The organism is Burkholderia humptydooensis, from assembly GCF_001513745.1.
In the GTDB taxonomy this organism is placed as follows: domain Bacteria; phylum Pseudomonadota; class Gammaproteobacteria; order Burkholderiales; family Burkholderiaceae; genus Burkholderia; species Burkholderia humptydooensis.
This window is the reverse complement of the sequence record NZ_CP013380.1, coordinates 1,452,082-1,469,532: the sequence shown is the minus strand read 5'-3', so window position 1 is coordinate 1,469,532 and position 17,451 is coordinate 1,452,082. Positions and strand designations below refer to the sequence as shown.

Below are 17,451 nucleotides of genomic sequence, written 5' to 3'. Positions count from 1 at the left end.
GTCGACCCAGCGACGCAACCGCGCCCGTTCCTCCGGCGAATAGGCAAGGGCATCGCCCGCCCCTACTCTTGAGACGCTCCTCCTCGTCTCGAGAGAATCGTCATGGCTTCAACCTCCGCTCCTCCCGCATCGCTCGACAAGCGCGCGATGCCCGTGCTCGCGTCGAGCACGATCGCGTTCACGCTGTGCTTCGCCGTCTGGATGATGTTCGCGATCCTCGGCATTCCGCTCAAGAAAACGCTCGGCCTGAACGACACCGAATTCGGCCTCATCGCCGCGATGCCCGTGCTCACCGGCTCGCTGATCCGCGTGCCGCTCGGCATCTGGACCGACCGCTACGGCGGGCGCATCGTGTTCTTCATCCTGATGCTCGTCACCGTCGCGCCGATCTGGCTGATCGCGTACGCCACCGAGCTCTGGCAATTCCTCGTGCTCGGCCTGTTCGTCGGGCTCGCGGGCGGCTCGTTCTCGGTCGGCACGCCCTACGTCGCGCGCTGGTTTCCGAAAGCGCGCCAGGGGCTCGCGATGGGCGTGTTCGGCGCCGGCAACTCGGGCGCCGCCGTCAACAAGTTCGTCGCGCCCGCGCTGATCGCCGCGGCGGGCACGTGGACCATCGTGCCGCGCGTCTACGCGATCGCGATGCTCGCGATGGCGCTCCTCTTCTGGCTGTTCTCCGCAACCGATCCCGCGCACCGCTCGACGAACGCGACGTCGCTGCGCGCGCAACTGCGCGTGCTGAAGGACCCGCGCGTGTGGCGCTACTCGCAGTACTACTCGGTCGTGTTCGGCGGCTACGTCGGGCTGTCGCTGTGGCTCACGCAGTACTACGTCGGCGAATACGGCTTCGGCATCCAGTCGGCCGCGTTCCTCGCCGCGTGCTTCTCGCTGCCGGGCGGCGTGCTGCGCGCGATCGGCGGGTGGCTCTCCGACCGCTACGGCGCGTATCGCACGACGTGGTGGGTGATGTGGATCTGCTGGGTGATGTTCTTCCTGCTCAGCTATCCGCCGACCGATTTCACGATCCGCGCCGCACACGGCCCGCTCGGCTTCCATCTGTCGCTCACGCCCGTCGCGTTCACCGCGCTGCTGTTCACGGTCGGCATCGCGATGGCGGTCGGCAAGGCATCGGTCTTCAAGTTCATCGCCGACGAGTTCCCTGACGACATCGGCGCGGTGTCGGGCATCGTCGGCCTCGCGGGCGGCCTCGCCGGCTTCGCGCTGCCGATCCTGTTCGGCGCGCTCGTCGACCTGACGGGCGTGCGCTCGACCTGCTTCATGCTGCTCTACGGCGCCGTCAGCGTGAGCCTCGTCTGGATGTACTTCAGCTTCCGCGCCGAGCGCGCGGCGCAGGACCAGCGCGTGCTCGCCGCCCGCTGCGCGTGAGCTTCGTCTTCGTCATCTTCGTTCACTCAACGGATTCGATCATGTCCACTTCTCTACTCGTGCGCTGGGACCCCGAAAACCCGGCCTTCTGGCAGGCCAAGGGGCGCCCCGTCGCGTGGCGCAATCTCGCGATCTCGATTCCCGCGCTGATGCTCGCGTTCGTCGTCTGGTCGCTCTGGAGCGTCGTCGTCGTCAATCTCGATCGCGCGGGCTTTCACTTCAGCAAGAACCAGTTGTTCTGGCTCACCGCGCTGCCCGCGCTCTCCGGCGCGACGCTGCGCATCTTCTATTCGTTCCTCGTGCCGATCTTCGGCGGCCGCCGCTTCACCGCGATCTCCACCGCGACGCTCCTGATCCCCGCGCTCGGGATGGGCTTCGCGCTGCGTGATCCGGGCACGGGCTATCCGACGCTCCTCATCCTCGCGCTTCTCTGCGGGTTCGGCGGCGCGAACTTCAGCTCGTCGATGGCGAACATCAGCTTCTTCTTCCCGAAGGCGAAGAAAGGGCTCGCGACCGGCCTGAACGCGGGCATCGGCAACCTCGGCGTGTCGGTCGTGCAGTTCGTCACGCCGCTCGTGATCTCGGCGGGCCTCTTCGGCGCGCTCGCGGGCGATCCGCAGACCGTCGCCGCGCACGGCGCGACGACGAACCTGTGGCTGCAGAACGCGGGCTTCGTGTGGGTGCCGTTCATCGTCGTCGCGACGCTCGCCGCGTGGTTCGGCATGAACGACATCGCCGACGCGAAGGCGTCGTTCGCCGAGCAGGCGGTGATCTTCCGCCGGCTGCACAACTGGCTGATGTGCTGGCTGTACGTCGGCACCTTCGGTTCGTTCATCGGCTTCTCCGCGGGCTTCGCGCTCCTCACGAAGGCGCTCTTCCCGAACGTGAACCCGACCGCATACGCGTTCATCGGCCCGCTCGCGGGCGCGCTGATGCGGCCCGTCGGCGGCTGGGTGTCCGACCGGATCGGCGGCGCGCGCGTGACGTTCTGGACCTTCGCCGCGATGATCGCGGCGGTCGCGGGCGTGATCGCGACGCTGCCGTCGGGCGGCGACGCGGGCAGCTTCGCGGGCTTCCTCGCGATGTTCATCGTGCTGTTCGCGCTGACGGGCATCGGCAACGGCTCGACGTTCCGGATGATTCCGGTCATCTTCCTGACCGAGCGGCAGCGCGCGGCGCAGGGCCAGGGCGAAGCCGCGCAAAAGCAGGCGGCGCTCGACGCCGGCAAGGAATCGGCCGCGGTGCTCGGCTTTTCGGGCGCGATCGGCGCGTACGGCGGCTTCTTCATTCCGAAGAGCTTCGGCACGTCGCTCGACATGACAGGCTCGGCCGTGCCGGCGCTCGCGTGCTTCATCGCGTTCTACGTGTCGTGCGTCGCGATCACCTGGTGGTTCTACGCGCGCCGCAACGCGTCGATGCCGTGCTGAGGACGGCGCGCTGACGCCTCCCGCCTCTTTGCCGGCCGCGGCGTGCTGCGACAAGCCGCCGCGGCCGGCCCGCATTGCCCGAGGGCGCGCCTCGCCCTCTAGTTCTTTCGAACTAGTTCTTCTCCCGCCCGTTTCCCGCTCCATCGGCGAATGGGCGCGCGAGCGCGCGCGCCGTAATCTCGGACTGTCCCCTGACACAAGCATTCGCAGCACCCGAGGGCGACCGCGGATGCCCTTGGAGAAACACACGATGAGTCACTTTCTGGATCGGCTGAAGTTCATGTCGCGCGTGAAATCCACGTTCTCCGACGGCCACGGCGCCGTCGTCGACGAAGACCGGCGCTGGGAAAACGGCTACCGCAGCCGCTGGCAGCACGACAAGATCGTCCGCTCGACGCACGGCGTGAACTGCACCGGCTCCTGTTCGTGGAAAGTCTACGTGAAGAACGGCCTCATCACGTGGGAAACCCAGCAGACCGACTACCCGCGCACGCGCGCCGACCTGCCGAACCACGAGCCGCGCGGCTGCCCGCGCGGCGCGTCGTATAGCTGGTACGTCTACTCCGCGCAGCGCGTCAAGTATCCGATGATCCGCGGCCGCCTGATGGAGATGTGGCGCGAGGCGCGCAAGACGATGGACCCGATCGCCGCGTGGGAATCGATCAGCCAGAACCCGGAGAAGGCGCGCCGCTACAAGAGCGTGCGCGGCCTGGGCGGCTTCGTGCGCGCGGACTGGAACACCGCGACCGAGATCATCGCCGCCGCGAACGCGTACACGATCAAGCGCTACGGGCCGGACCGCGTCGTCGGTTTCTCGCCGATTCCGGCGATGTCGATGGTGTCGTACGCGGCGGGCGCGCGCTATCTGAGCCTGATCGGCGGCGCATGCCTGTCGTTCTACGACTGGTACTGCGACCTGCCGCCCGCGAGCCCGCAGGTGTGGGGCGAGCAGACCGACGTGCCCGAATCGGCCGACTGGTACAACTCGAGCTACCTGCTCGTCTGGGGCTCGAACGTGCCGCAGACGCGCACGCCCGACGCGCACTTCTACACCGAGGTGCGCTACAAGGGCACGAAGACGGTCGCGATCTCGTCCGACTACGGCGAGATGGTCAAGTTCGGCGACATCTGGCTCGCGCCGAAGCAAGGCACCGACGCCGCGCTCGCGATGGCGATGGGCCACGTCGTGCTGAAGGAATTCCACGCGTCGAGCAAGTCCGCGTATTTCCGCGACTACGTGAAGCAGTACACCGACATGCCGATGCTCGTGCTGCTGCGCGAGCGCGACGGCGTGCGCGTGCCCGATCACTTCCTGCGCGCGTCGCATCTCGCCGCTTCGCTGAACGAAGCGAACCATCCGGAATGGAAGACGCTCGCGATCGACGCCGCGACGGGCGACATCGTCGCGCCGAACGGCTCGATCGGCTTTCGCTGGGGCGAGGCCGCGCACCACGGCGGCGAGAAGGCCGGCCGCTGGAATCTCGAAATGAAGGACGGCAGCAGCGGCCGCGCGATCGATCCCAAGCTCTCGCTCGTCGATGCGCACGACGAAATCGTCGACGTCGGCTTTCCGTATTTCGGCGGCGAGCGCGAATCGCTGCTCGCGCGCCGCGTGCCCGCGAAGCGCGTCGTGCTCGCCGACGGCACGAGCGCGTTCGTCGCGACCGTCTACGACTTGCAGATGGCGAACTACGGCGTCGATCAAGGCCTCGGCGGCGCGAACGTCGCGGCTGGCTACGACGACGACGTGCCCTACACGCCCGCATGGCAGGAAAAGCACACGGGCGTCGCGCGTCATCTCGTGATCCAGGTCGCGCGCGAGTTCGCCGACAACGCGGACCGCACGCGCGGCAAGAGCATGGTGATCGTCGGCGCGGCGCTCAACCACTGGTATCACAACGACATGATCTACCGCGGCATCATCAACCTGCTGATGATGTGCGGCTGCATCGGCCAGAGCGGCGGCGGCTGGGCGCACTACGTCGGCCAGGAGAAGCTGCGTCCGCAATTCGGCTGGGCCCCCCTCGCGTTCGCGCTCGACTGGTCGCGCCCGCCGCGCCAGATGAACGGCACGTCGTTCTTCTACAACCACACGAGCCAGTGGCGTCACGAAAAGCTCGCGGTGGGCGAAATCCTCGGGCCGACCGCCGATCCTTCGAAGTACGAAGGCATGACGCTGCTCGACCTGAACGCGAAGTCCGAGCGGATGGGCTGGCTGCCGTCCGCACCGCAGCTCGGCCGTAATCCGCTCGACGTCGTCGACGAAGCCGAGCGCGCGGGCAAGGAGCCGATCGCCTATGCGGTCGAGATGCTCAAGAGCGGCAAGCTCGCGTTCGCATGCGACGATCCGGACAACCCCGCGAACTTCCCGCGCAACATGTTCGTGTGGCGCTCGAACATTCTCGGCAGCTCGGGCAAGGGCCACGAGTATTTCCTCAAGTACCTGCTCGGCACGCAGAACGCGCTCTTCAGCGACGAGGCGGACGCGCTCAAGCCATCCGAGGTGCAGGTGCGCGACGCGGCCGAAGGCAAGCTCGACCTGCTCACCGTGCTCGACTTCCGGATGAGCACGACGTGCCTGTACGGCGACATCGTGCTGCCGACCGCGACCTGGTACGAGAAGGACGATCTCAACACGTCGGACATGCATCCGTTCATCCACCCGCTGTCCGAAGCCGTGCAGCCGCTGTGGGAGAGCAAGACCGACTGGGAGATCTACAAGGCGATCGCGAAAAAGTTCAGCGAGATCGCGGGCCCCTACCTCGGCACGCGGCGCGACCTCGTCTGCACGCCGTTGCTGCACGACACGCCGGGCGAGCTCGGCCAGCCGTTCGAGCCAAAGGACTGGCGCCGCGGCGAATGCGATCTGATTCCCGGCAAGACCGCGCCGTCGATGACCGTCGTCGAGCGCAACTACGGCGACATCCACAAGAAGTTCACGTCGATCGGCCCGCTGCTCGACAAGCTCGGCAACGGCGGCAAGGGAATCAACTGGAACGCCGAGCACGAGGTGAAGGAGATCGGCGCGCTCTCCGACACGGTCGCCGAGCCCGGCGTGAGCCGCGGCCGGCCGCGCCTGGACACCGCGATCGACGCGGCCGAGATGATCCTCACGTTCGCGCCGGAGACGAACGGCCACGTCGCCGTGAAGGCATGGGACGCGCTCTCGAAGATCACGGGCCGCGATCACACGCATCTCGCGCTCGGCCGCGAGCACGACAAGATCCGCTTCCGCGATGTGCAGGCGCAGCCGCGCAAGATCATCTCCGCGCCGACGTGGTCGGGGCTCGAATCCGAGGAAGTGAGCTACAACGCCGGCTACACGAACGTCCACGAGCTGATTCCCTGGCGCACGCTGACGGGCCGCCAGCAGTTCTATCAGGACCACCGCTGGATGCTCGACTTCGGCGAAGGTTCGTGCGCGTATCGCCCGGCGATCGACACGAAGACCGTCGCGCCGCTGCACAAGCGGATGCCGAACGGCCAGCCGGAGCTCGTGCTGAACTGGATCACGCCGCACCAGAAATGGGGCATCCATTCGACCTACTCGGACAACCTGCGGATGCTCACGCTCTCGCGCGGCGGCCCGCACGTGTGGCTCTCGGAGGCCGAGGCGCAGCAGGCGGGCATCCGCGACAACGACTGGGTCGAGGTGTTCAACGTGAACGGCACGCTGACCGCGCGCGCGGTCGTGTCGCAGCGCGTGCCGGCCGGCATGTGCCTGATGTACCACGCGCAGGAAAAGATCGTGAACGTGCCGGGCGCGGAAACGAGCGGCAAGCGCGGCGGGATTCACAACTCGGTCACGCGCACCGTGACGAAGCCGACGCACATGATCGGCGGCTACGCGCAGCAGGCGTATGGCTTCAACTACTACGGCACCGTCGGCAGCAATCGCGACGAATACGTGATCGTGCGCAAGATGAACCGGGTGGACTGGCTCGAAGAGCCGCTTAACGAAGGAGCAGAACAATGAAGATTCGCGCACAAGTGGCGATGGTGCTCAATCTCGACAAGTGCATCGGTTGCCACACCTGCTCCGTCACCTGCAAGAACGTGTGGACCTCGCGCGACGGCGTCGAGTACGCGTGGTTCAACAACGTCGAGACGAAGCCGGGCGTCGGCTACCCGCGCGAGTGGGAAAACCAGGACAAGTGGCAAGGCGGCTGGAAGCGCAACGACTCGGGCAAGCTCGAGCCCCGCCAGGGCGGCAAGCTGAAGATCCTCGCGAACCTCTTCGCGAACCCGAACCTGCCCGCGATCGACGACTACTACGAGCCGTTCACGTACGACTACGCGCATCTGCAGAACGCGCCGCTGTCGCAGACGCCGCCGACCGCGCGCCCGGTCTCCGCGATCACCGGCCAGAAGATGGACAAGATCGAATGGGGGCCGAACTGGGAAGACGACCTCGGCGGCGAGTTCAAGTCGCGCGGCCGCGACAAGCTGTTCGAGGCGGTGCAAAAGGAGATGTACTCGACGTTCGAGAACACCTTCATGATGTACCTGCCGCGCCTTTGCGAGCACTGCCTGAACCCGGCGTGCGTCGCATCGTGTCCGTCCGGCTCGGTCTACAAGCGCGAGGACGACGGCATCGTGCTCGTCGACCAGGACAAGTGCCGCGGCTGGCGCATGTGCATCTCCGGCTGCCCGTACAAGAAGATCTACTTCAACTGGCAGACCGGCAAGGCCGAGAAGTGCGTGTTCTGCTTCCCGCGCATCGAGGCCGGCCAGCCGACCGTGTGCTCGGAAACCTGCGTCGGGCGCATCCGCTATCTCGGCGTGATGCTGTATGACGCGGACCGCATCGAGCAGGCCGCGTCCGTGGCCGATCCGCAGAAGCTCTATGAAGAGCAGCTTTCGGTGTTCGTCGATCCGAACGATCCGGCGATCGAGCGCCAGGCGCTGGCCGACGGCGTTCCGCAAAGCTGGCTCGACGCGGCGAAACGCTCGCCCGTCTACCGGATGGCGTGCGAATGGAAGGTGGCGTTCCCGCTGCATCCGGAATACCGGACGCTGCCGATGGTCTGGTACGTGCCGCCCCTCTCGCCGATCCAGGGCGCCGCGCAGTCGGGCCACATGGGGATGAACGGCGTGATTCCGGACGTGCGCAGCCTGCGGATTCCGCTGCGCTATCTCGCGAACCTGCTGACGGCGGGCGACGAAGCGCCGGTCGCCGCCGCGCTCGACCGGATGCTCGCGATGCGCGCGTACAAGCGCGCGCAGACCGTGCACGGCGAGCACGACGCGCAGGTGCTCGAGCAGGTCGGGCTCACCGCCGCGCAGGTCGAGGACATGTATCAGTTGATGGCGATCGCGAACTACGAGGACCGCTTCGTGATTCCGTCGTCGCACAAGGAAATGGCCGAGGACAGCTTCGACGAGAAAGGCAGTTGCGGCTTCTCGTTCGGCAACGGCTGCTCGGGCGGCACGTCGGACGGCACGCTGTTCGGCCGCAAGAAGGAAACGGCCGTGTCGTACGCCGCGTTGCCGACCGTCACGCGCAAGAAAGCGAGCGCCGCATGAGCGTATCGCACGAGGAAAACGTCATGTCGATCTATCCGATTCTGTCCGCCCTGCTGACCTACCCGGAGCAGCCGCTGCTCGACGCGCTGCCCGATGTCGAGCGCGCGCTCGACGCGTTTCCCGACGCGCGCGCGACGCTCGCGCCGCTTCTCGCATCGCTGCGCGCGACGCCGTTGATCGAGCTGCAGGAGCGCTACGTCGCGACGTTCGACCGCACGCCGTCGCATTCGCTGCATCTGTTCGAGCACGTGCACGGCGAGAGCCGCGACCGCGGCCAGGCGATGGTCGATCTGCTCGACGAATACCGGCGCCGCGGCTTCGAGCCCGTCGGCAGCGAGCTGCCCGACTACGTGCCGCTCTTCGTCGAGTTCCTCGGCGCGATCGCGGGCGACGGCGACGAGGCGCACGCGGCGCATCTGCTCGGCGACGCGATCGACGTGCTCGCCGCGCTCGGCGAGCGCCTCGCGCGCGCGCAGAGTCCGTACGCGGCCGCGTTCGCGGCGCTGCGCGCGCGCTCGCCCGTCGAGCCGCGGCCCGTGGCCGAGCCGCCGCCGCGCACGATGGACGAGGCGCTCGAGCGCTTCGGCCCCGGCCCCGACGGCGTCGAGCCGCTGCTGTCGCCGGCGGCCGACGCGTCGCTCGCGCAGCCGATCCGCTTTCATCCGCCGCGCCGCGCGGCGACGCCCGCACCCCGCGCGTGACGCGGGGGCGTCGCGAACCCGTTTCGAGGTCACGTCATGGATTATCTGAATACGTTTGTCTACGGCATCTATCCGTACATCGCCGCCGCCATCTTCCTGTTCGGCAGCCTCGCGCGCTTCGAGCGCGAGCAGTACACGTGGAAGTCCGACAGCTCGCAGCTCCTGCATCGCGGCGCGCTGCGCACGGGCAACATCCTCTTTCACGTCGGCGTGCTCGGGCTCTTCTTCGGGCATCTCGTCGGGCTGCTCACGCCCGTGGCCGTCTGGGACGCGCTCGGCGTCACCCACCACTTCAAGCAGCTCGTCGCGATGACGGCGGGCGGCGTGATGGGCTCGCTCGCGCTCGCGGGCCTCGCGATCCTGCTGCACCGGCGGCTCACGAACGCGCGGATCGCGGCCGTCACGCGGCGCGGCGACAAGGTGCTGCTCGCGTGGCTCCTCGTCACGCTGGTGCTCGGGCTGTCGACGATCTTCGAGTCGGCGAGCCACACCGACGGCCATCTGATGGTGCAACTGATGACGTGGGCGCAGCACATCGTCACGTTCCGCGGCGACGCGGCGAGCCATGTCGCCGATGCGCCGTGGCTCTTCAAGGCGCACCTGTTCATGGGGCTCTCGCTCTTCGCGATCTTCCCGTTCACGCGGCTCGTGCACGTGTGGAGCGGCTTCGCGTCGGTCACGTACGTCGGCCGCGCGTGGCAGCTCGTGCGCGCGCGCCGATAGAGGCGGTTCGGGCAGGGCCGGAGCCAGACGCATGACGGCGGCATGACGGCGGCATCGGCGCACCGGGCGGGTGCGCCGCGATGCCCCACGTGCGCGAATGTCGCAGCAGGGACGCAACATTCGGCAGGACAATTGTCATGTTCAAAAAAATCATGACGTGCTATGGATTCCGCCCTCCCCGACTCCCTCGCCCCGTGGCGGCACCGCCTGTCGACGCGGATCGTCGCGCTGTCGGCGATCGCGTGGGCGCTCGTCCTCGCGATGGTGGGCGGCACGCTGTGGCTGTCGTGGCAGCTCGAGGGCGCGGGCGCGGCGATCAACGACGCCGGCAGCCTGCGGATGCGCGCGACGCGCACCTACGTCGAACTCTCGGGCGCGGGCATCGAGCCGCGCCGCCAGCTCGCGGCCGAGGTCGGCGCGATCGACGGCACGCTCGCGCGGCTGCGCCGCGGCGATCCGTCGCGCCCCCTCTTTCTGCCGAATGCCGCCGTCGTCCAGCATCAGCTCGACATCGTCGCCGATCGCTGGAACGCCGCGCTGCGGCCGCTCGCCGACGCCGCGCTGACGGGCGCGCCGCGCCCTGACGCGGCCGCCGCCTATCTCGTCGCGCTGCCGGGCTTCGTCGACGAAGCCGATCTGCTCGTGCGCGAGATCGAATCGGACAACGCGCGCAAGACGACGTGGCTGCGCCTGTCGCAGATCGCGCTCGGCCTGCTCGCGTGCTCGGGCACGGTCGCCGTCATCTACCTGCTGTTTCTGTGGATCATCCTGCCCGTGATGCAGTTGCGCGATGGCTTGAAGCGCATGGCCGCGCGTGAATTCGCGGTGCGGCTGCCCGTGCAGACGCGCGACGAGTTCGGCGATCTCGCGCACGGCTTCAACCGGATGGCGAGCGAACTGCAGGAGGTCTACGCGGGGCTCGAGGAACGCGTGCAGCAAAAAACCGCGCAGCTCGCCGCGCAGAACCGCGAGCTGAGCGCGCTCTACGAAATCACCGCGTTCCTGAACCGCCCTCAGGCCGTCGACGAGATGTGCTCGGGCTTTCTGTCGCGCACGATCGCGCAGTTCGACGCGGATGCGGGCAGCATCCGCGTCACCGATCCGACCGGCGAAAAGCTGCATCTCGTGATCGCGGAAGGCCTGTCGACCGAGCTCACCGAGCTTGAGCGCTGCATGCCCGTCGACGATTGCTTCTGCGGCACCGTGACGCGCGCGGAAACGGCCGTGCTGCACGATCTGCGCGGCAGCGCCGCGCGCTCGCCGACGCCGTGCTCGCGCGAGGGCTTCGCGGCCGTCGCGGTATTCAAGGTGATGACGCAGGACGCCGTGCTCGGCTCGTTCTCGCTGCACTATCGCGACGCGTCGCGGCTGCCCGACGCCGAGCGGCGCGTGCTGGAGACGCTCGGCCGCCATCTCGGAATCGCGCTCGACCACGTGCGGCTGTCCGCGAGCGCGCGGCAGCTCGCCGTCGCCGAAGAGCGCAATCTCGTCGCGCAGGGGCTGCACGACAGCATCGCGCAAAGCCTCAATTTCGTGAACCTGCAGACGCAGATGCTCGGCGACGCGATCGCACACGACAACCTCGCCGACGCGCGCGACATCGTGCCGATGCTCAGGCACGGCGTCGAGCAGAGCTACGCGGACGTGCGCGAGCTGCTGCTCAATTTCCGCACGCGCTTGACGCAAGGGGAGCTGAAGGCGGCGATCGAGGAAACGATCGCGCGCTTCGAGAAGCAGACGCGCATCGCGTGCGCGCTGAATTATCGCGAGACGGGCGGCGCGCCGCTGCCGCCCGACGAGCAGTTGCAGGTGCTGTTCATCCTGCAGGAAGCGTTGTCGAACGTGCGCAAGCACGCGCAAGCGGGGCACGTCGCGGTCGACGTCGAGAACGGCGCCGCGTTCCGGCTGTCCGTCGCCGACGACGGTTGCGGCTACGATCCGGCCGCGCTCGCCGCGCGCGCGGACACGCACGTCGGGCTCACGATCATGCGCGAGCGCGCCGCCCGCCTGCGCGCGACGCTCACGCTGACGGGAGCGCTGCAACGCGGCGCGCGCGTCGAGCTGGTGTTGCCGGCCGACGCGCGACAGGCGGCATAGGAACAAGAACGAGGACAACAATCATGACCATACGCGTACTGTTGATCGACGACCACACGCTCTTTCGCAGCGGCGTCAAGCTGCTGTTGCAGCGCCAGCCGGACTTCGACGTCGTCGACGAGGCGCCCGACGGCGTCGAGGGCGTGAAGCGCGCGAAGCAGCATCAGCCCGACGTGATCCTGCTCGACCTGAACATGCCGGGGCTGTCGGGGCTCGAAACGCTGCAACTGCTGGTGCAGGACGTGCCGTCCGCGCACGTCGTGATCCTCACGGTGTCGGAAGATGCGCAAGAGCTGACGACCGCGCTGCGCGACGGCGCGTGCGGCTTCCTCGTGAAGAACATCGCCGCGGAGACGCTCGTCGCGGGCATCCGCAAGGCGGCCGCGGGCGAGCCGGTGATCGCCGAGAGCATGACCGCGAAGTGGATCGCGAGCCTGCGCGCGCCGGCGCCCGCCGTGCGTCCCGCGCCGGCCCCGGCGGCGGCGCCTGCCGCGCATGCGTCGGTCGATCCCGACCAGTTGACGCCGCGCGAGCACGACATCGTGCGCGCGCTCGCGCGCGGCACGAGCAACAAGGAGATCGCGCGCGAGTTCGACGTCGCCGAGAGCACGGTGAAGATCCACGTGCAGAACATCCTGAAGAAGCTGAACCTGACGAGCCGCGTGCAGATCGCCGTGTATGCGGTCGAGCGCGGGCTCACCGCGCCGCATCCGGCCGAGGCGTGACGCGGCGCCCGACGACAGCGCGCGAGCACGCATTGCCGTGACGCCCGCGCAGCGATGCGTCGCGCCGTGTCCATTCACGAACGACGACGCGATCGCGCCGATCCTCATTCTTCTTTCGCACAACGAGAAAACATCCGCGAGAGAAGGCGCGCGCGAGCCGCCGCCCCCTCTTCGCCACGCGCCGAAGCCGCCCGATGGAGAGACGCCCATCTCGCCAACCATGCGTATCCCTAACGAACGCGCCCGCCCGTCGACGGCCTGCCGAAAGCTATAAAAGCGGCATGCAACATGCGCGAATCCGGCGACATCGACCACCACAACTCCTGTGATACGATCGATCGCCCGGCGACACGTAAAAACATCTTTGACGACCATAAAGGACGAGGACAAGGTGGAGAACTCTACTAGCCGCGCCAAACTGATACAGATTCGCGAATTGCTCGATATCGGGGCCGTCAGATTCGACTTCGAAGCGCTGCTCGAATACCACTATCGCAAGTGGGTGAAGCAAAGCGACACGATCATCGACATTGGTGCGCATATCGGTCGCCATCTCGGACCTCTCGTCGAATGCATCGGGCCGAACGGCACCGCGCTCGGCTTCGAGCCGCTGCCGTTCGCATACGAGATCCTGCGCCAGAAGTTCGCGAACACGCCCAACGTCCAGTTGCTCAATCTCGCACTGAGCAATAAGCCGGGCACGGCGTCGTTCACGTACGCGCAAGGCACGCCGGAAGAAAGCGGCTTGCGCCAGCGTCAATTCAATCTGCCCGACGCCGCGAATCCCACGCAGATCGACGTCACCGTCAGCACGCTCGATGCGCACACCGCCGATCTCGAGTCGCTCACGTTCATGAAGATCGACATCGAAGGCGGCGAGATCGACTGCCTGCACGGCGCGCAGGTCACGCTGAACCGATTCCGTCCGCTCGTGTCGGTCGAATACGGACGGCCGTCGTACAGCGCATACGGCAACACGGCCGAAACGCTGTTCGATTTCGCGCAGCATCACGGATACGTGCTGTACAGCATCTTCCTGACACCGTTCGAGACGCGCGAAGACTGGAAATTCGGCTGCGACTACGTGTGCTGGGACTACTTCATGGTCCCCGACGAAAAGCGCGCCGAATTCGACAGCGCGATGGCCGGCAACGCGGCCGCGCTCGCGAGCATGGCGTCGCCCGACTGATCGCCCCGCTTCGCAGGCGGCCGCCGTCCGCGACGCCGGCCGCCGCCCCTTCCCTCCGGTACGCAACCGCGCTTTCCAGTCGCCGCGGGCGGCTCGCGGTATGATGTCGGCCTCACGCATCCCGTTGATCCGCCATGAAGATCGCCACCTGGAACGTCAACTCCCTGAACGTGCGCAAGCAGCACGTGCTCGACTGGCTCGCGCAAAGCGACGTCGACGTGCTGTGCCTTCAGGAGCTCAAGATCCCCGACGAGAAATTCCCGCGCGAAGCGCTCGAAGCAGCCGGCTACCGAAGCTGGTTCGCGGGCCAGAAGACCTACAACGGCGTTGCGATCCTCGCGCGCGCGCGCCTGCCGTTCGACGAGGCGGACGTCGTGCGCAACATTCCCGGCTTCGAAGACTCGCAGCAGCGCCTGATCGCCGCGACGATCGACGGCGTGCGGATCGTGTCCGCATACTTCCCGAACGGCCAGGCGCTCGACTCGGAGAAGTTCGTCTACAAGATGCAATGGCTCGACGCGCTGCAGGCGTGGCTGAAGCGCGAGCTGCAGCGCTACCCGAAGCTCGCGCTCCTCGGCGACTACAACATCGCGCCCGAAGATCGCGACGTGCACGATCCCGCGAAATGGGAAGGCCAGAATCTCGTGTCGCCGCAGGAGCGCGCGCACTTCGCGCAACTCGTCGCGCTCGGCTTCGTCGACGCATTCCGCCGCTTCGATCAACCCGAGAAAACCTTCACGTGGTGGGACTACCGGATGCTCGCGTTCCGCCGCAACGCGGGGCTGCGGATCGATCACATCCTGCTGTCGCCCGCGCTCGCCGAGACCTGCACGAGCTGCACGGTCGATCGCGTGCCGCGCACGTGGGAGCAGCCGTCCGACCACACGCCCGTCGTCGCGCAGATCGGCTGAGCCGGCGCCGCATGCACGGCGCACATCGCGCCGCGCCGATCACGATTCGAGGTGCAGTTCCTGAATCTTGCGTGTGATCGTGTTGCGGCCGATGCCGAGCCGCTCGGCCGCCTCGACCTTGCGGCCGCGCGTGAAATCGAGCGCCTCGCGGATCACCGCGGCCTCGAAGCGGCGCGCGAGCGCATCCATCACGTCCGCCGAGTTCTCGCGCAACAAGCGCGCGACTTCGGTGCGCAAGCCGTGCTCCCACAGCGGATGCCCCGCCGTCGCGCCTATCGCCGCCGGCACGCCCGCCATCGCGGGCGCGGCCGCGACCACGCTCGCCACGTGCGATTCCGCCACGCCGACGCCCATGCCGGCCATCGGCGCGTCCGCCTCCACGGTGGCCTCGACGGGCGTCACGCTGCCGGACGCGTTCTGCGTCGCGACGAGATCGGGCGGCAGATCCTTGATCTCGACCGTCTGCGCGGGCGCCATCACCGTCAGCCAGTTCGCGAGATTCTCGAGCTGCCGGACGTTGCCCGGAAACGGCAGCGACGTCAGATACGCGAGCGCCTCGTCCGACACGCGCTTCGGCTCGACGCCGAGGTCGCGCGCGCTCTTCTGCAGGAAGTGGCGCGTGAGCAGCGCAATGTCCTCGCTGCGCTCGCGCAGCGGCGGCAGCCGCAGCCGGATCACGTTGAGCCGGTGATACAGGTCCTCGCGGAACAGCCCCTGCCGCACGCGCGCCTCGAGATTCTGGTGCGTCGCCGCGATCACGCGCACGTTCGAGCGCAGCGGACTGTGGCCGCCGACGCGATAGAACTGCCCGTCCGACAGCACGCGCAACAGGCGCGTCTGCAAGTCGAACGGCATGTCGCCGATTTCGTCGAGGAACAGCGTGCCGTTCTCGGCCTGCTCGAAGCGGCCCTGGCGCGTCGTCTGCGCGCCCGTGAACGCGCCGCGCTCGTGGCCGAACAGCTCGGATTCGAGCAGGTCCTTCGGGATCGCCGCCGTGTTGAGCGCGATGAACGGACCGTTCGCGCGCGGGCTGTGCCGATGCAGCGCACGCGCGACGAGCTCCTTGCCGGTGCCCGATTCGCCCGTGATCAGCACGGTCGCGGCCGAATGCGACAGCCGGCCGATCGCGCGGAACATGTCCTGCATCGCGGGTGCCTGGCCGAGCATCTCGGGCGCTTCGGCGAGCTTGTCGTCGTCGGGCACGCCGCCGCGCAGGCTCTCTTCGACCGCGCGCCGGATCAGCTCGACCGCCTTGTCGACGTCAAACGGCTTCGCGAGATATTCGAACGCGCCGCCCTGAAACGCCGCAACCGCGCTGTCCAAGTCCGAGAACGCCGTCATGATGATGACGGGCAGCCCCGGCAGCCTGTCGTGCATCGTCTGCAGCAGCTCGAGCCCCGAGCCGCCCGGCATCCGGATGTCGGATACGAGCACCTGCGGCGTTTCCTGGTCGAGCGCGGCGAGCGCTTCGCGCACGTTCGCGAAGCTCCTCGTCGCGAAGCTCTCGCGCGCGAGCGCTTTCTCGAGCACCCAGCGGATCGATTGGTCGTCGTCTACTATCCAGATCGGCTTCATAGTCGGTCAGAGGTATGGAGAATCGCTGCGCCGCCGCTCAATGGTCGAGCGGCAGCAAAATCTGAAATTCGGTTCGGCCCGGCCGGCTGTCCACTTCGATCATCCCATCATGCTGCTGGATGAACGTCTGCGCGAGCGTGAGCCCGAGTCCGCTGCCGTCGTCGCGGCCGGATACGAGCGGATAGAAGATCCGGTCGCGAATGTCGTCGGGAATGCCGGGGCCGTTGTCGATCACGTGCAAATCCAGTGCCAGCTTGTACAGGCGCTTCGCGATCGTCACCTTGCGCGCGACGCGCGTGCGCAGCTCGATCCTCGCGTCGCCCTGCGCGATGCGCTCGCGCAGCGCCTGCGCCGCGTTGCGCACGATGTTCAGGAGCGCCTGGATCAGTTGCTCCTTGTCGCCGCGCAGATCGGGCACGCTCACGTCGTAGTCGCGCTCGATCGTGAGGCCGCGCGGAAATTCCGCGAGCATCACCGCGCGCACCCGCTCGCACACTTCATGGATGTTCACGTCGCCGACGATGTGCGGATGGCGATGCGGCTCGAGCAGCCGATCGACGAGCGTCTGCAGCCGGTCCGATTCCTTGATGATCACCTGCGTGTACTCGCGCAGCTCGTCGCGCTCGCGCTCACCCAACTCGAATTCGAGCAATTGCGCGGCGCCGCGGATCCCGCCGAGCGGGTTCTTGATCTCGTGCGCGAGATTGCGGATCAGTTGCTTGTTGACGGCCGTGAGATCGTGGATCCGCTCCTCGCGGTCGGTGCGCGACTGCCGTTCGTTCTCGAACAGCTCGACGAGCACGAAATCGGGCGCGCCCTCGAGGAAGCCGACGATCGCGTGCACGTGCAGCGGCTCGCGGCCCGGGCGGTCGAGCACGGTGTCGAGATGCGTCGCATGAAAGCGTTCTTCGCCGATCGCGGTGATCGTCGTCGCGAGCTCGCCCGCGTTCGGGAAGATCTCGCCCCACGGCATCTGCGACAACTGCCGGCGCGAGATGTCGAGCATCGCCTCCGCCGACGGATTGGCGAACGCGATCCTGAGCGTGCGCCGGTCGAGCACGAGCACGACCGTCGGCAACGCTTCGAGCCCGGTCAGAAGCCCCGAGCGCACGAGCCGGTCGTCGTCCGACAAGCGCTCCGGGTGGCCGGCCCTGGCCTTGATCAGATTCTTCAGAACCATCTTGCGTGGATGCC

The 17,451-nt window shown here is 67.6% G+C and carries 12 protein-coding genes; 10 read left to right on the top strand and 2 right to left on the bottom strand.

Going from position 1 to position 17,451, the window contains the following annotated elements; genetic code table 11:
- The first annotated feature begins 102 nt into the window (after positions 1-102).
- The 10 genes from AQ610_RS06760 (at position 103) to xth (ending at position 14,682) form a co-directional block, all read left to right on the top strand.
- Positions 103-1,383, top strand: a complete 1,281-nt coding sequence (locus AQ610_RS06760) for an MFS transporter (RefSeq protein WP_006025936.1) — start codon at positions 103-105, stop codon at positions 1,381-1,383.
- Between the two features lie 41 nt (positions 1,384-1,424).
- Complete coding sequence (locus AQ610_RS06755) at positions 1,425-2,810, top strand: NarK family nitrate/nitrite MFS transporter (protein ID WP_009912978.1); 1,386 nt, start codon at positions 1,425-1,427, stop codon at positions 2,808-2,810.
- Positions 2,811-3,060: 250 nt separating this feature from the next.
- Positions 3,061-6,786 carry a nitrate reductase subunit alpha gene (locus tag AQ610_RS06750; protein ID WP_043282486.1) on the top strand — a complete coding sequence of 1,242 codons (3,726 nt, stop codon included), beginning with the start codon at positions 3,061-3,063 and terminating at the stop codon, positions 6,784-6,786.
- Positions 6,783-8,336, top strand: coding sequence for a nitrate reductase subunit beta (narH, locus tag AQ610_RS06745; protein ID WP_006025933.1), 1,554 nt, complete (start codon positions 6,783-6,785; stop codon positions 8,334-8,336). The genes AQ610_RS06750 and narH overlap by 4 nt, the downstream gene beginning before the upstream one ends.
- On the top strand, positions 8,333-9,037 hold the full coding sequence (gene narJ / locus AQ610_RS06740; protein WP_006025932.1) for a nitrate reductase molybdenum cofactor assembly chaperone: 705 nt from the start codon (positions 8,333-8,335) through the stop codon (positions 9,035-9,037). Before narH ends, narJ begins: the two co-directional genes overlap by 4 nt.
- 36 nt (positions 9,038-9,073) lie before the next feature.
- Positions 9,074-9,760: a respiratory nitrate reductase subunit gamma gene (gene narI, locus AQ610_RS06735; protein ID WP_006025931.1), complete on the top strand. Its 687-nt coding sequence runs from the start codon at positions 9,074-9,076 to the stop codon at positions 9,758-9,760.
- Positions 9,761-9,922: 162 nt separating this feature from the next.
- The gene (locus tag AQ610_RS06730; RefSeq protein ID WP_006025930.1) at positions 9,923-11,857 is read left to right on the top strand and encodes a type IV pili methyl-accepting chemotaxis transducer N-terminal domain-containing protein; all 1,935 of its coding nucleotides are present in this window, start codon (positions 9,923-9,925) and stop codon (positions 11,855-11,857) included.
- Between the two features lie 23 nt (positions 11,858-11,880).
- Entirely contained in the window at positions 11,881-12,582 is a 702-nt protein-coding gene (locus AQ610_RS06725; protein WP_006025929.1) for a response regulator, read from the top strand.
- 391 nt (positions 12,583-12,973) lie between these two features.
- Positions 12,974-13,771 carry an FkbM family methyltransferase gene (locus AQ610_RS06720; protein WP_231748954.1) on the top strand — a complete coding sequence of 266 codons (798 nt, stop codon included), beginning with the start codon at positions 12,974-12,976 and terminating at the stop codon, positions 13,769-13,771.
- Between the two features lie 134 nt (positions 13,772-13,905).
- Entirely contained in the window at positions 13,906-14,682 is a 777-nt protein-coding gene (gene xth / locus AQ610_RS06715) for an exodeoxyribonuclease III (RefSeq protein ID WP_006025927.1), read from the top strand.
- Between the two features lie 39 nt (positions 14,683-14,721).
- Here the strand turns inward: xth and ntrC are convergent, their stop codons facing one another.
- Together ntrC and glnL are read right to left on the bottom strand one after the other, a co-directional pair.
- A complete protein-coding gene (gene ntrC, locus AQ610_RS06710) occupies positions 14,722-16,257 on the bottom strand; it encodes a nitrogen regulation protein NR(I) (protein WP_009912991.1) in 1,536 nt (511 codons plus the stop codon).
- 37 nt (positions 16,258-16,294) lie between these two features.
- Positions 16,295-17,437 (bottom strand): nitrogen regulation protein NR(II), encoded by a 1,143-nt coding sequence (glnL, locus tag AQ610_RS06705; RefSeq protein ID WP_009912993.1) that lies wholly within the window; start codon positions 17,435-17,437, stop codon positions 16,295-16,297.
- Positions 17,438-17,451 lie beyond the last annotated feature (14 nt).

What these genes read in the sequence shown, in the direction of transcription:
- AQ610_RS06760 (WP_006025936.1), top strand. Translation starts at nt 103, where the DNA reads ATGGCTTCAACCTCCGCTCCTCCCGCATCGCTCGACAAGCGCGCGATG.
- AQ610_RS06755 (WP_009912978.1), top strand. Translation starts at nt 1,425, where the DNA reads ATGTCCACTTCTCTACTCGTGCGCTGGGACCCCGAAAACCCGGCCTTC.
- AQ610_RS06750 (WP_043282486.1), top strand. Translation starts at nt 3,061, where the DNA reads ATGAGTCACTTTCTGGATCGGCTGAAGTTCATGTCGCGCGTGAAATCC.
- narH (WP_006025933.1), top strand. Translation starts at nt 6,783, where the DNA reads ATGAAGATTCGCGCACAAGTGGCGATGGTGCTCAATCTCGACAAGTGC.
- narJ (WP_006025932.1), top strand. Translation starts at nt 8,333, where the DNA reads ATGAGCGTATCGCACGAGGAAAACGTCATGTCGATCTATCCGATTCTG.
- narI (WP_006025931.1), top strand. Translation starts at nt 9,074, where the DNA reads ATGGATTATCTGAATACGTTTGTCTACGGCATCTATCCGTACATCGCC.
- AQ610_RS06730 (WP_006025930.1), top strand. Translation starts at nt 9,923, where the DNA reads ATGGATTCCGCCCTCCCCGACTCCCTCGCCCCGTGGCGGCACCGCCTG.
- AQ610_RS06725 (WP_006025929.1), top strand. Translation starts at nt 11,881, where the DNA reads ATGACCATACGCGTACTGTTGATCGACGACCACACGCTCTTTCGCAGC.
- xth (WP_006025927.1), top strand. Translation starts at nt 13,906, where the DNA reads ATGAAGATCGCCACCTGGAACGTCAACTCCCTGAACGTGCGCAAGCAG.
- ntrC (WP_009912991.1), bottom strand. Translation starts at nt 16,257, where the DNA reads ATGAAGCCGATCTGGATAGTAGACGACGACCAATCGATCCGCTGGGTG.
- glnL (WP_009912993.1), bottom strand. Translation starts at nt 17,437, where the DNA reads ATGGTTCTGAAGAATCTGATCAAGGCCAGGGCCGGCCACCCGGAGCGC.